This window comes from Pseudomonas sp. S3_E10 (assembly GCF_054667615.1).
In genome coordinates this window covers 384,644-397,572 of record NZ_CP162743.1, presented here as the reverse complement: position 1 = coordinate 397,572, position 12,929 = coordinate 384,644, and the positions used below count along the sequence as shown (strand labels likewise).

The window sequence follows — 12,929 nt, the reverse complement described above, 5'->3', positions numbered from 1 at the left end:
AAGAACACCAGCACGGTGTTGTTCAAGGCGCCGGCTGTACGCCAGGAGTGGGGCAATGGGAACTATGGAACGTTATTCGAAAGTGGGCATGCAGGAGCTCGACCAGCGCCTGTCGAAGATCGTCGAAGCGGCGCGCAAGAAGCCGGTGTCGGTCTATCGCTATGGCGCGCCCTGGGTGTGGATCGTGTCCCAGGACGATTGGCAAGGTGCCTTGAAGGAAGTCTCCAGCTACATCCCCGCCGGCCATTCCCTGGTGTTGCTGCGCCCGCGGATCGACGAGGTGCTCGAACAGCACCGTGAGTGGCTGGTGGCCGAGCCCTCGATGTTGATCGCGCCGCAGACCGTGTTGCAGATATTGCTGCTGCAACTGCTGTACTCGGTGCCCAGCGAGCAGCAACTGCATGAGCAGCTCAATTACAACCTGTTGTTCCGCTGGTTCGTCGGCCTGGACCTGAACCACAAGGTCTGGAGCATTCACGTGCTGACCCGCGACATCGCCACGCTGCTGAGCAACCCGCGTGCGGTGCAACTCATCCAGAAAATCATCGGTGACGTGTTCTGTGGCGCCTTGCTGCACATGCCGGAGTTCTCGTTGAACTTCGCCTTGCTGCACACCTGGCTGGCACGTCACGGCAACACCTCGATCGCCAGCAATTGAGCCGGCCGAACGCCGTAGCAATGACGGCGCAAAAAATCAGCAAGTCAGGGGGCGGTGTGGAGCATCTGTTCAAATCAGCGCTGGCGCTGTGCTGCTTGACGCTTGGGGCCATGGCCCTGCCGGCGCAGGCGCAGGAGCCGGCACGCAGGGTCGACGTCAACGAGTACTTCGTGCGCGGCAATACCGTGCTCGATGCGGCAACCATCGAAGAGGCGGTGTACCCGTTCCTGGGGCCGCAAAAGACCCTCGACGATATCGAAGGCGCCCGCGATGCGCTGCAGAAGATCTACCAGGCGCGCGGCTACCAGTCGGTGTTTGTCGAGCTGCCGGAGCAGAAGGTCGATGACGGAATCGTCTACCTGCAGGTCAGTGAAACCAAGGTCGGCCGGGTGCGCGTGGTGGGCGCCAAACATTACTCGCCGGTGGAGATCCGCGAGCAAGTGCCGGGCCTGGAGGAGGGCGCCGTGCCGGACTTCGCCAGCGTGCAAACCCAGTTGGCCGGGCTCAACCGCAGTGCCGGGCGCCAGGTCACGCCGCTGGTGCGCGAAGGCCAGCGCCCCGGCACCATGGACGTGGATTTGCAGGTCGAAGACCAGAACCCCTGGCACGCCAGCCTTGGCCTGAACAACGACTACAGCGCCGACACCAAGGAACTGCGCTCGGTCGCAACCCTGGGCTACGACAACCTGTGGCAACTGGGCCACAGCATTTCCCTGACCTATTTCACCGCGCCCGAGGACACCTCGAACGCCAAGGTCTGGTCCGGCTCCTACAGCGCGCCGCTGGACGAGCGCTGGACCTTGCAGTTCTCCGGTTACCAGTCCGACAGCAACATCGCCACCATCGGCGGCAGCAACGTGTTGGGCAAGGGCCATTCCTATGGGGTGTCGGCGATCTACAGCCTGCCGGCCGCCGGTAACTGGGCCAATTCCTTCTCGTTCGGTATCGACTTCAAAGACTTCGACGAGCAGATGAAATTCGGGTCCAGCAGCGATCAGGTGCCGCTCAAATACGCGCCGTTCACCCTGGGCTACAACGGCTATCGCTACACCGAACAATCCCAATTGGGCCTGGGCCTGAACCTGATCGTCGGCACCCGCGCCTTCTTTGGCTATGGCAGCGACGCCGAAGAGTTCGACTACAAGCGCTACAAGGCCAGCGCCAGTTTCGCCGTGCTCAAGGGCGACCTCACCTACAGCTACACCTTCGCCAACGATTGGCAGTCGGCGTCCAAGGCCGGCTTCCAACTGGCCTCGGGGCCGCTGGTATCCAACGAACAGTACTCGGCCGGTGGCGCCACCTCGGTGCGCGGCTACCTGGCGGCGGAACGCACCGGCGATGAGGGCGTGCTGCTGTCCCAGGAGCTGCGCACGCCGTCCCTGGCCAAGCTTCTCGGCAGCTATGTGCAGGAGTGGCGTTTCTATGCGTTCGCCGAAGGCGCGCGCCTGCGCCTGCACGACCCGCTGCCCGAGCAAGAAGATGAATACAGCCTGGCCAGTGTCGGCCTGGGCACCCGCGCCAGTTTGAGCAAATGGTTATCCGGCAGCCTGGATTGGGGCTACCCGCTGCTCGATGGACCGAACACCCAGAAACAGGACTCGCGGCTGCACTTCAGTGTGCAGGCGACTTTCTGACTTTTTCTTCCGGAGACTTCACCCATGCAACGCCTATTTCTGAGCCTGTTGATCTGCCTGGGCTTCGCGCTCCCGGCCACCGCCCATGCCTGGTGGCAGGATGACTGGCACTACCGCAAGCAGATTTCGGTAGACACCACCGCCCAAGGCGCCGCGATCAGCCAGGCCCTGGGCCGCACTGCGCTGCTGGTGCGCCTGCACACCGGCAATTTCAGCTTTGACGGGGTCAAGGACGACGGCGCCGACCTGCGTTTTGTCAGCGCCGATGACAAGACCGTGTTCAATCACCAGATCGAGAGCTTCGACCCGCTGATGGGCATGGCGCTGATCTGGGTGGATGTGCCCAAGGTCGAAGGCGGACAGCGCCAGGACCTGTGGATGTATTACGGCAACCAGAAGGCACCGGCCACCGCCAACGGCCAGCTGACCTTCGACCCCAATTACACCGCGCTGTACCACTTTGACGGTGCCAATGCGACGCCGCCACGCGATACCACGGCTTACGCCAACACCGCGCTGAACGCCACCGGCACAAGCATCGACGGCGTAATCGGCCGCGCCTTGCAGTTCGCCGGTGAGCCGCTGCTGTTGCCGGCCAGCCCGTCGCTGCAACACGCCGCCGGCGGCGCGTTCACCTTCAGTGCCTGGCTGCGCCTGGACCAGGCCAGTGGCGAGCAGATCGTTCTGGCGCGTCGCGATGGCGCCCATAGCCTGTTGCTGGGGCTGAACCAGGGCATGCCGTTTATCGAGATCGACGGCCAGCGCGCCGTATCGACCCAACCGCTGAACCCCGGCCAATGGCAGCACCTGGCGTTTACCGCTGAAGGTGAAAAAGTCGCGTTGTATGTCAACGGCCGCGAAACCGCCAACCTTGGCGTGGCAATGCCGGCGTTCACTTCGCAACTGGCCGTGGGCGCCGACCTGCCCCAAGCGAGCAGCACACACCAGCCATTCGCCGGGGCCATGGATGAGTTGCGCTTGTCCAAAGTGGCCCGCCCGGCCGCGTTGTTGCTGGCCGACGCAAATGCTCAGGGCGCCGAGTCGAAACTGGTGGCTTATGGGGTGGATGAGGAACAGTCGGGCATGGGCTTCGGCAGCCTGGGCTTTCTGCTCAACGCCGTGCCGGTGGATGCTTGGGTGATCATCCTGGTGCTGGTGGCAATGATGGTGCAGTCGTGGTTCATCATGCTGCGCAAGAACCGCCAGGTCAGCCGCGTGAGCGCTGCCAACGAGGTGTTCCGCGAGCATTTCGCCCAGATCGGCACGCGCCTGGAGATGTACGCCGATGACGCCCAGTTGGGTGAGCGCCTGACGCATTCCTCGCTGTGGCGCCTGTACCTGGTGGCCGTCAAGGAGATTCGCACCCGCCGCGCCCAGGGCGCCGATACCTCGTCGGTGTCGGCGGCCACCATCGAAGCCATCCGTTGCTCCATGGACGGCGTGCGCACCCGCGAAAACCAGGCGCTCAGCGCCAAACTCTCGACCCTGTCCAACGCCATCGCCGGTGGCCCGTACATCGGCCTGCTCGGCACTGTGCTGGGGATCATGGTGGTGTTCCTCGGCACGGCCATGGCCGGTGACGTGAACATCAACGCCATCGCCCCCGGTATGGCCGCCGCGTTGCTGGCCACGGCCATGGGCCTGTTCGTCGCGATCCCCGCGCTGTTTGGCTACAACCGCCTGATTACGCGCAACAAGGAAGTGAGCGCCGACATGCGCGTGTTTGTCGATGAGTTCATCACTCGCCTGGCGGAGATGCACGGCGAGAGCCAGCACAGTGAAGCGGCGCACCGCCGCGAGCATCACGCGTCGGTTCCGGCCTGAGGAGAATTGCCATGGCTAGCGTAAATGCCTCCCACGACGATGACGATGATGCCGCCGTCGACAGCATCAACATCACGCCCCTGGTGGACGTGCTGATGGTGGTGCTGGTGATGTTTATCCTCACCGCCACCGCCCAGGTCTCGGGTATCCAGATCCACTTGCCCAAGGCCAGCGCCTCGGTGTCGTTGTCAGAGGCCAAGACCAAGGCCATCTCCGTCAATGACGGCGGCCAGGTGTTCCTCGACGCTTACCCGGTGACCCTCGGCGAGCTGGAAGAGCGCCTGCGTATCGAGAAAGCGCTGAACCCGGACTTCCCGGTGATCGTGCGCGGCGATGCCATGGTGCAGTACCAGAAGGTCATTGAAGTGCTCGACTTGTTGCGCCGGCTGGAGCTGTCCCAGGTCGGGCTGGTTACCGGCAAACCGAGCCAGGGCTGAGTCATGACCGCACAGATCCCGATCAGGCCGTTACCGGTCAAGAACACGCCGCCGTTGCGCCCGCTGAAGTGGGGCGCCGGCCTGTTGCTGGGGGCCGTGGCGGCCTGGCTGTTGTGGCAGTGGGCCAATGACATGAGTGGCGTACGCCGCGAAGCGCCGAAGGTGCCGACGATTATCCCGTTGCCGCCACCGCCACCGCCGCCGCCGGAAAAACCCAAGGAGCCCGAGCCCCAGGTGGAAGAAAAAATCCCGGAGCCGGTGCCTACCCCAGCGCCGGAAGAGGTCAAGCCGGCCGAGGAAGCGCCGCCGTCACCGGCCGATGACCTGGCCAACCCGATGCAGATCGATGGCGATGCGCAGTCGGGCAACGATGGTTTCAACATTGGCGCGGGCAAGGGCGGCGGCATGGCCGGTTCCGGCGGCGGTGGCCTTGGCGCCGGCACGTACAAGCAATACCTGGCCGGGGTGTTTCAACGCCTGCTGCGTGAAGACCCGGAATTGCGCAAGAAGGCTTACACGGTGCAGGCGGACTTGTGGCTCAACGCTGAAGGCCAGGTGATCCGCGCCGAGTTGGCCAAGTCCAGCGGCGATGCCCAAACCGATGCCCAGGTGTTGGCGGCCTTGCGCGCGCCCCATGCCACGCAACGGGTGCCGGCTTCGGTAACGCTGCCGGTACGCCTGTCCCTCAAGGGCCGGCGCCCGGATTGATCGAGCACTCTTCAACTGCATTTCTCAACGGTTTTTTACAGGAGTTGCGTACACATGATTTCCCCCGTGAATCGACTGACCCTGGCGGTTGGCATGGTCATCGCGACCCTGGTCGGACAGGCGGCGGCAGCCCCGGTCGCCCCCTCGGAAAACGTCACCATCAACCTGATCCGCCTGCTGGTGCAGCAGGGTGTATTGACCCAGGACACCGCCAACGGGCTGATCGCCCAGGCCGAAAATGAGGCCCGGCAGGCACGCCAGGCCAATGCGGCGCCGACGGTTGCCAGCGGCCCCGCCGCAGCCCCTGGCGACGTGCGCGTGCAGTACGTGCCGCAAGCGGTACGCGATCAGATCCGTGACCAGGTGAAGGCTGAAGTCATGGCGACCGCCAAGCAGGAAAACTGGGCCCAGCCCAATACGTTTCCGGACTGGATCTCGCGCATCAGTTTTGATGGCGATATCCGTTTGCGCGACGAGTCGCGCTATTTCTCGGGCCGCAACGACAACACCATCACCGACTACGCCAAGCTCAACGACACCGGCCCGTACGACGTCAACAAAAACTCCAACACCCGGTTCCCGCCCTTGCTCAACACCCGCGAGGACCGCGAAAACCTGTTCCGCCTGCGCGCACGCCTGGGCATGAAAGCGGTGATTTCGCCGGAATGGACCGCCGGCATCCGCATCGCCACCGGCTCGGACAATAACCCGGTGTCCACCACCCAGACCCTGGGCGGCGGCTTCGGCAAAAAAGACATCTGGCTCGACCAGGGTTACTTGAGCTGGAAAACCACCGATGCCATGACCCTGACCGCCGGGCGCATCGGCAACCCGTTTTATTCCACCGACATGATGTATTCCAATGACCTCAACTTCGATGGCGTGGCGGCGATCTTCAACCACAGCCTCAACAGCGAATGGGGCCTGTTCGGGACCCTGGGCGCGTTCCCGGTCGAATACACCTCCGACACCGCCAGCAGCAATGGGATCGACAAGGAAGACAGCCAGACCAAATGGCTGTTTGGCGGGCAGATCGGCGCAGACTGGAAGATCAACCGCAGCAACCGCCTCAAGCTCGCCGCCGCTTATTACCAGTTCCAGGACATCGAAGGCGAGCGCTCCAGCCCGTGCTCCACATGGAAGGGGGCGGCGGGCTGCGACACCGACGGCACGCGTGTGGCTTTTATGCAAAAAGGCAACACGGTATTCAACCTGCGCAACAACACCACCAACCCGACGGACCCGGCCAAAACGCCGGACCCGCAGTTCGTCGGCCTGGCGTCGAAGTTCGATGTGCTGGACCTCAACCTGGTCTGGGACAGCGAACTGCCGAGCGACTTCAAGCTGCGCACCCAGGGCAACTTCATCCACAACCTGGCCTACGACAAGGGCGAAATGCTCAAGCGCAGCGAAGGCGAGATCGTCAACAACATCAACGGCAACGGCCAGTTTGAAAGTGGCGGCAATGCCTTGATGGTCTCGTTCACCCTTGGCAGTGCGTTGGAAATGCGCAAGCGCGGCGACTGGAACGTGCTGGCCGGCTACAAGTACATCCAGCCCGACGCCTTGCCCGATGGCTTCAACGATTCCTCGTTTCACTTGGGCGGCACCAACGCCAAGGGTTACTTCATCGGCGCCAACTACGGCATCGACAAGAACATCTACGCCAGCGCGCGTTGGTTGAGCGCGTCCGAAGTGTATGGCCAGCCGTTCGAAGTCGATGTGATGCAACTGGAACTCAACACGCGCTTCTGACGCGCAGGGAGATGCCACATGAACATTCGAATAGGCGGGCTGTTGTTGCTGCTGGTCGCCACTGGCGCCTCGGCCGAAGGCATGGAAGAGCGCCTGCGCACCCAACTGCGCAGCACCACCCAGCAGTTGCAGGCGCTGCAAAGTGAACAGGCCCAGGCCAGTGCCGCGCGCCTGGCCGCCGAAACCCAGGCCAGGCAGGCCCAGGCGCAGATCAAGCAATTGACGGCCGAGCTGGAAAAGACCCGTGGCGTGGCCGAGCAACTGGCCGGCCAGCAGCAGAGCCTGCACAGTCAGGCGCAAGCGCAGGTGAATGCGAGCAACGAGCAGATCGGCAAGTTCAAGAAGGCCTACGACGAATTGCTGGTGCTGGCCAAGGGCAAGGAGGCTGAGCGTGCCAGCCTCCAGGCCAGGCTGGCTGAACGTGACACACAAGTGCAGCAATGTTCAGTCAAGAATCAACAGATGTACGGCGTGGCCCAGCAGTTGCTCGCGGCCTACGAAAAAATCGATGTGGCGCAGGTGATGAGTATCCGCCAGCCCTTCGCCAGCAGCACGCGGGTCAAGTTCGAAGAACTGGCCCAGGGCTTTGGCGACGATCTGTACAAGAGCCGTTTTGATGCGCCCCAGGCGGGCGTTACCCATTGATCGACAAGGAAGCACAGAGCATGAGCGAATTGATCACCAGCGTCAGCGTCCAGAGCCTTACCGAGCTGTTGCAGGAAGCCGGTTATCGGGTCAACCAGAGCGAACAGAACGGCATCGTGCAGTTGCTCAGCGCCAGCCAGGGCATCGGTTTTGCGGTGCGCTTCGGTAACCCGGCGACGGAGCAGGGCGCGTACGTAGACTTCACCTACAGCTGCGCGCTGCGGGTACAGGGCGAGTTGCCCGAGGGCCTGGCCCCGGTGTGGAATGCCTCGCGCCGCTTTGCACGGTTGTCGGTGCAGGGCGAATTCTTGCTGATGGAAATGGACGTGGTGGTGGCCGGTGTCGGCGCCACGCACTTGCGCAGCCAACTGGAACTGTGGGATCGCCTGCTGCAGGAATTTATCGTTTACCTGCGTGAGTACAGCCAGCACGCGGCGCAGTTGCAGGCCCAGCCTGCGGCGGTCGCTGAAGAGGCCTCGGCACTGTGAAGAAGCCAACCCTGATGGTCGGCGCGGGTGCGCTGGCCCTGTTGGTGGTGGCGGTGGGCTTGAGCCTGCGCCCGGGCAGCGACCCGGTGGCGGCGCAACAACCGGCGCCCTCGACCAGCCCCGTACCTGGCGTGCCGGCGGTGGCACGCCTGGGCAACCAGCAGATCGACCTGCCGGAACTCAACAGCGTACTGGCCAGCCTGCCGGCCGAAACCCGCGAGCAACTGCGCGGCAACCGTGGCGCCCTGGAAACCTGGATTCGCTCGCGGCTCGCGCAAAAAGCCGTACTCGAACAGGCCGATGCCCAGGGCTGGCGCCAGCGCCCGGAGGTGGAGCAACAGACCCGCGCGGCGACTGAGCAGATCGTGTTTCGCGATTACATGCTGTCGGTCAGCCAGGTCCCGGCCGATTACCCCAGCGCCGCCGAGTTGCAACAGGCGTATGACAGCGGCAAAGCCCAGTGGGTGACGCCGCCGTTGTACCGGGTGAGCCAGATTTTCCTCGCGGTGAGTGACCCGCAAGCCCTCGACGCGGTACGCCGTCAGGCCCAGGAACTGAGCCGCAAGGCCCAGGCCGCACCGGGGGATTTTGCCGCGCTGGCCACGCAATTCTCCCAGGACCCGGACAGCGCCGCGCGCGGTGGCGATTCCGGTTTGCAGCCGTTGCAGCAACTGGTGCCGCCAGTGCGCGAGGCGGTGGCGCGACTCAAGGTCGGCGCAGTCTCGGAGGCGGTGCAGAGCCCGGCCGGGTTTCACGTGCTCAAGTTGATCGCCCAGCAACCGGCACGCACCGCGACCCTCGACGAACTGCGCGAGCGCCTCACCGAGGCGCTGCGTGCCCAGCGCCAGGAACAGATCGCCAAGGCTTACCTCGAAGGCATGCTCAACACCGCGACCTTGAGTATCGACGGCGCCCAATTGAGTAAGGTGCTGGAGTAGACGCCGCACCCCGCATTGGATGCACACGCCCATCAGACAAGGAGTCTCCCATGGCATTACTGGAACCGTCCGGCCCTCAGGGGCCCGCAGCCTATCGCGCAGCGGTCGAGCCACGCGGCCATTGGCTGGCGCTGGCGCATCAGATCGACCCGGAGGTGGCGCGCTACTTTCTGGTGAGCGCGCGTTGCGGCTGCTTTATGCAGGCGGCGCGCAGCCTGAACATCAAGGCGACCTTGCTGCGCAAACGCCTGGCGCAACTGGAGGAACACCTGCGCCACTCGCTGTTCACCTACCAGGGTAACGGCTTGGTGCTCAGTCGCGACGGCTTGCAATTGCAGGCGCAACTGGTCGCCCTGGCCCATCAACGACGCCTGCCGGTGGTAGAGCAACCGTTGATTCGCCTGGCGGTGGCCGAACCGATCCTGCACGACATCCTCGGTCGCGACCTGATCGCCTTGCTGCGCCGCAATGCCAGCGTGCGCCTGGAGATCATCGCCATCGACAGCCAACAGTCCCTGCAAGCGGTGGAGGTGGACGTGGTGCTGTGGTTGTCGGACACCGACGGCCCGATGCCTGGCCCAAGCTTCGCCATCGAACCGCCGCGATCGCTTGCGCGGTTGCAGTATTTGCCGCACATCGCCAAGCGCTATTCGCGCCTGACCACGCGGCCGGACAGCGTCGAGGACCTTGATGACTACATGCTGGTGCAATGGCAGCCCGACGCACAGGTCGACGCCTTGCAGCCGTGGAACCAAGTGGTGCAACGGCGCCTGGCCGCGGTGGTGCAGGTGCATGCCTATTCGCTGATGTTGGAGATGATCCGCTGCGGCGCCTGCATCGGTTTGCTGCCGCACTATATGAGCAGCTTCGACCGGGGGCTGGTGGCGTTGCCGGGGTTGTTGGCCGATAGCATGCAGCGCCAGGTGTGGCTGGCGGTGAACGTGCAGGTGCGCGATGCCGAGGCGGTGCGGGTGATTGTGGAACTGATCGTCGGCACATTCGAGGGGCGGCGGGAGTGGTTTGATTAGCGTTGCGCAACAGCGTTATCTGCGCCAGTCTTGGTGGTCTCGTCCGTTGTGTTGGAGCGAACTGCGATGCAGGGCACCCGTTTGACCCTTATCTGCCATGCCGTCACCCCTTTTCAAAAACAGGGGCGTTTTGCCGCTGACGAGTCGGTGGTGATGGATTGGCGCAATGCGAGCTTATCCCTGGCGGGTCGTTATAAGAAAAACCCGCGCTTGCTGTGTGGGCCGGAAGAGCGCACCCGGCAGACCGCAGGTCTGTTCGGTCGCGACCCGAAGGTCGAAAAAGCCCTGCGTGATGGCGACTGGGGGCGTTGGGCGGGGCAGGACGTCAACGCAGTAGATCGCCACGAATTGATGGAGTGGCTGACCGACAACGCCAGCGCGCCCCACGGCGGCGAGTCGGTCGACAAGGTCTGCGCGCGGGTAGGGCGATGGATGAAGTCGCTCGAACACCACCCCGGCCATGTGGTGGCCGTGACCCATCCCTTGGTGATCCGTGCCGCAATGCTGTACGTCATGCAGTTTCCGATCTCGATGTTCTACCTGATCGACGTCGAACCGCTGTCCGCCACCGAGCTGCGCTTCAACGACGTGTGGCGCCTGCGCCTGGAAGCTCACGCCTGAGTGGGCAAACATGGCAACATTCACGTCCCGCAATGAGAGCAACCCATGAAACGCATCCTGATCATCGGCATTGGCGCCGGCAACCCTGACTACATCACGATGCAGGCCGTGAAGGCGCTGAACCGCACCGACGTGTTTTTCCTGATGGACAAGGGCCAGAGCAAAGACAAGTTGCTCGACCTGCGCCGCGAGATCTGCGACACCTATATCACCGAGCCCGGCTACCGTTTTGTCGAGGCCGATTGCCCCGAGCGCGTGCGCGGCGAGATCGACTACACCACCGCCGTGCAGGACCTCAACCGCGATAAGCAAGCCACCTTCGAGCGCATGATCAACGAGCACATGGCGGACGGTGAGGTGGGCGCCTTCCTGGCCTGGGGCGACCCGGCGCTGTACGACAGCACGATCCGCATCCTGCAGGCGATCCTGGCCAGTGGTCGTTGTGCCTTTGAATTCGAGGTGATCCCCGGCATCACCAGCGTGCAGGCCCTGGCCGCCCGGCATAAGGTGGCCTTGAACCGCATCGGCAAGTCCGTCGAGATCACCACCGGTCGACGCCTGGCGGCGGGGCAGGCCAGTGATGCCGATACCTTGGTGGTGATGCTCGACGCCGAAGACTCCTACCGCACCGTGGCCGACCAGGACATGGATATTTACTGGGGCGCCTACCTGGGCACGCCGGATGAAATCCTGGTCAGCGGCAAGGTCGGCGAGGTAGCTGACGAAATTCATCGGGTGCGCAAGGCGGCGCGCCTGGCCAATGGCTGGATCATGGACACTTATTTATTGCGCAAACCCTGAGGTAGCGTCCCATGTTCAAACCCATTGCCCTCGCCCTGGCCCTGATGGCCGGCGTTGCCCACGCTGATGCCAGGTTGCACACCGATTTGCCGCTCGCGTACCTGGAACAGACCCAAAGCGACGCGCGCAACGAGCCGCTGGTGATTTTTTTGCACGGGTTCGGCAGCGATGAGCAAGACCTGTTCGGCATCAAGGACGCATTGCCTTCCACCTGGACTTACTTGTCGGTGCGTGCGCCGACGCCGGTGCAACCGAACGGCTTTCGCTGGTTCACCAAGACGCCGGGCGACGGCGAATACGATGGGGTAACGGCTGATCTGCAGAGCAGCGCCAAGCTGATCAAGGATTTTGTCGGCAAGGCCACCGCCAAGTACCACACCCAGCCCGACCGGGTGTTCCTGGTGGGGTTCAGCCAGGGCGCGATCATGTCTTACGAGGTGGCCTTGCGTGACCCACCGTTGGTGCGCGGTATTGCGGCGCTCAGCGGCAGCGTGCTGCCGGTGCTCAGGGCCGAGCTCAAGCCGGACGAGCGCTTGGGCAAACTGGCGATCTTTATTGGCCACGGCACCCTGGACCAGGCGCTGCCGTATGACTCGGCGACGCGGGCGAATGAGGTGTTGGTGGGGTTGGGGCTCAACCCCGAGTTTCATGGCTACCCGGGGATGAACCACACCATCAGTGAGGCGGAAGTGCAGGACCTGAAGGCCTGGCTGGAAAAAAGCCTGAAATAAAGGGGGGCAAACCTGTGGCCCCCACATTGGCTATTCACTGTTGGGGCGATCGGGTTACTTATTGCCGGTGATTTGTTTCACCAGCGCCGCATGCCCCTTGGCATCATCGGCCCGCGAGATTGCCTGGATCACCACCAGTTGGTTGCCCGAACCACCGAGAAACGTGGAGTTCAGGGTTTTGCCGCCACCCTGGGTGGCGGTGCTGTCCACCTGGCGCAGGCCGAGGCCCTTGACGGTGAGTTTTTTCTCGGCCTGTTTTTTGAAGTCGGGCAGGGCGGCGCTCTGGTCCTTGACGAAACCGGCCACCGCGCCATCGAGGAACTGCGGGTCGTTGTCGCCGATCTTGACCCCGTCTTTACGCACGGTTTCGGCGACGATCACTACACTTTTTGTGGTCTGGCTGGCGTACATCGTGCCCTGGGTGTCGGCGGTGCCATCCTCGGCCTTGCCGGCCGGCAGGGTGTCGGCGGTGTAGGCCTTGGGCAGAGTGAACGTGAACTTGCCGCCCAGGGTGGAGACGGTCTGGGTGGTCGGTTTGGCGGCGGCGAACACGCTGCCGGCGGTTAGCGCAAGGGCCAGCAGGGCAGCGGTCTTGGTGAAGGTGGCCATGAAGCGCTCCAAGGGATGAACGAGATTGCGGAGCATTCTGTCAGAAAATTCG

Annotated in this window: 14 protein-coding genes; 13 read left to right on the top strand and 1 reads right to left on the bottom strand. The window is 63.5% G+C overall.

The window, feature by feature from the left end; all coding sequences use genetic code 11:
- Positions 1-64: 64 nt before the first annotated feature.
- The 13 genes from AB4N98_RS01555 to AB4N98_RS01495 all read left to right on the top strand — a co-directional run bounded on the left by AB4N98_RS01555 (position 65) and on the right by AB4N98_RS01495 (position 12,268).
- Entirely contained in the window at positions 65-658 is a 594-nt protein-coding gene (locus tag AB4N98_RS01555; RefSeq protein WP_017530244.1) for a transposase, read from the top strand.
- A 56-nt stretch (positions 659-714) separates the two neighbouring features.
- Positions 715-2,292, top strand: coding sequence for a ShlB/FhaC/HecB family hemolysin secretion/activation protein (locus AB4N98_RS01550; RefSeq protein ID WP_065877940.1), 1,578 nt, complete (start codon positions 715-717; stop codon positions 2,290-2,292).
- 24 nt (positions 2,293-2,316) lie between these two features.
- Positions 2,317-4,116 carry a DUF2341 domain-containing protein gene (locus AB4N98_RS01545; protein WP_065877903.1) on the top strand — a complete coding sequence of 600 codons (1,800 nt, stop codon included), beginning with the start codon at positions 2,317-2,319 and terminating at the stop codon, positions 4,114-4,116.
- Positions 4,117-4,127: 11 nt separating this feature from the next.
- Positions 4,128-4,553, top strand: a complete 426-nt coding sequence (locus AB4N98_RS01540; protein ID WP_010211136.1) for an ExbD/TolR family protein — start codon at positions 4,128-4,130, stop codon at positions 4,551-4,553.
- Positions 4,554-4,556: 3 nt separating this feature from the next.
- Positions 4,557-5,261: an energy transducer TonB family protein gene (locus tag AB4N98_RS01535; protein WP_017530247.1), complete on the top strand. Its 705-nt coding sequence runs from the start codon at positions 4,557-4,559 to the stop codon at positions 5,259-5,261.
- 54 nt (positions 5,262-5,315) lie between these two features.
- Positions 5,316-7,016 carry a putative porin gene (locus AB4N98_RS01530; protein ID WP_017530248.1) on the top strand — a complete coding sequence of 567 codons (1,701 nt, stop codon included), beginning with the start codon at positions 5,316-5,318 and terminating at the stop codon, positions 7,014-7,016.
- An 18-nt stretch (positions 7,017-7,034) separates the two neighbouring features.
- Entirely contained in the window at positions 7,035-7,661 is a 627-nt protein-coding gene (locus tag AB4N98_RS01525) for a hypothetical protein (RefSeq protein WP_017530249.1), read from the top strand.
- Between the two features lie 20 nt (positions 7,662-7,681).
- On the top strand, positions 7,682-8,149 hold the full coding sequence (locus AB4N98_RS01520) for a YbjN domain-containing protein (RefSeq protein WP_017530250.1): 468 nt from the start codon (positions 7,682-7,684) through the stop codon (positions 8,147-8,149).
- Positions 8,146-9,087, top strand: coding sequence for a peptidylprolyl isomerase (locus tag AB4N98_RS01515; protein WP_223496990.1), 942 nt, complete (start codon positions 8,146-8,148; stop codon positions 9,085-9,087). Before AB4N98_RS01520 ends, AB4N98_RS01515 begins: the two co-directional genes overlap by 4 nt.
- A 50-nt stretch (positions 9,088-9,137) precedes the next feature.
- Positions 9,138-10,115: a LysR family transcriptional regulator gene (locus AB4N98_RS01510; protein ID WP_065877909.1), complete on the top strand. Its 978-nt coding sequence runs from the start codon at positions 9,138-9,140 to the stop codon at positions 10,113-10,115.
- Between the two features lie 66 nt (positions 10,116-10,181).
- The gene (locus AB4N98_RS01505; RefSeq protein ID WP_065877911.1) at positions 10,182-10,736 is read left to right on the top strand and encodes a histidine phosphatase family protein; all 555 of its coding nucleotides are present in this window, start codon (positions 10,182-10,184) and stop codon (positions 10,734-10,736) included.
- Between the two features lie 45 nt (positions 10,737-10,781).
- On the top strand, positions 10,782-11,537 hold the full coding sequence (gene cobF, locus AB4N98_RS01500) for a precorrin-6A synthase (deacetylating) (protein WP_065877913.1): 756 nt from the start codon (positions 10,782-10,784) through the stop codon (positions 11,535-11,537).
- A gap of 11 nt (positions 11,538-11,548) precedes the next feature.
- Positions 11,549-12,268 (top strand): alpha/beta hydrolase, encoded by a 720-nt coding sequence (locus tag AB4N98_RS01495; protein ID WP_065877915.1) that lies wholly within the window; start codon positions 11,549-11,551, stop codon positions 12,266-12,268.
- Between the two features lie 54 nt (positions 12,269-12,322).
- Here AB4N98_RS01495 and AB4N98_RS01490 read toward each other — a convergent pair whose 3' ends face one another.
- Positions 12,323-12,877, bottom strand: coding sequence for a DcrB/PsbP domain-containing protein (locus AB4N98_RS01490; RefSeq protein ID WP_065877917.1), 555 nt, complete (start codon positions 12,875-12,877; stop codon positions 12,323-12,325).
- Between the last annotated feature and the right edge of the window lie 52 nt (positions 12,878-12,929).

Coding starts and splice junctions, on each gene's coding strand:
- AB4N98_RS01555 (WP_017530244.1), top strand. CDS start 65: ATGGAACGTTATTCGAAAGTGGGCATGCAGGAGCTCGACCAGCGCCTG.
- AB4N98_RS01545 (WP_065877903.1), top strand. CDS start 2,317: ATGCAACGCCTATTTCTGAGCCTGTTGATCTGCCTGGGCTTCGCGCTC.
- AB4N98_RS01540 (WP_010211136.1), top strand. CDS start 4,128: ATGGCTAGCGTAAATGCCTCCCACGACGATGACGATGATGCCGCCGTC.
- AB4N98_RS01535 (WP_017530247.1), top strand. CDS start 4,557: ATGACCGCACAGATCCCGATCAGGCCGTTACCGGTCAAGAACACGCCG.
- AB4N98_RS01530 (WP_017530248.1), top strand. CDS start 5,316: ATGATTTCCCCCGTGAATCGACTGACCCTGGCGGTTGGCATGGTCATC.
- AB4N98_RS01525 (WP_017530249.1), top strand. CDS start 7,035: ATGAACATTCGAATAGGCGGGCTGTTGTTGCTGCTGGTCGCCACTGGC.
- AB4N98_RS01520 (WP_017530250.1), top strand. CDS start 7,682: ATGAGCGAATTGATCACCAGCGTCAGCGTCCAGAGCCTTACCGAGCTG.
- AB4N98_RS01510 (WP_065877909.1), top strand. CDS start 9,138: ATGGCATTACTGGAACCGTCCGGCCCTCAGGGGCCCGCAGCCTATCGC.
- AB4N98_RS01505 (WP_065877911.1), top strand. CDS start 10,182: ATGCAGGGCACCCGTTTGACCCTTATCTGCCATGCCGTCACCCCTTTT.
- cobF (WP_065877913.1), top strand. CDS start 10,782: ATGAAACGCATCCTGATCATCGGCATTGGCGCCGGCAACCCTGACTAC.
- AB4N98_RS01495 (WP_065877915.1), top strand. CDS start 11,549: ATGTTCAAACCCATTGCCCTCGCCCTGGCCCTGATGGCCGGCGTTGCC.
- AB4N98_RS01490 (WP_065877917.1), bottom strand. CDS start 12,877: ATGGCCACCTTCACCAAGACCGCTGCCCTGCTGGCCCTTGCGCTAACC.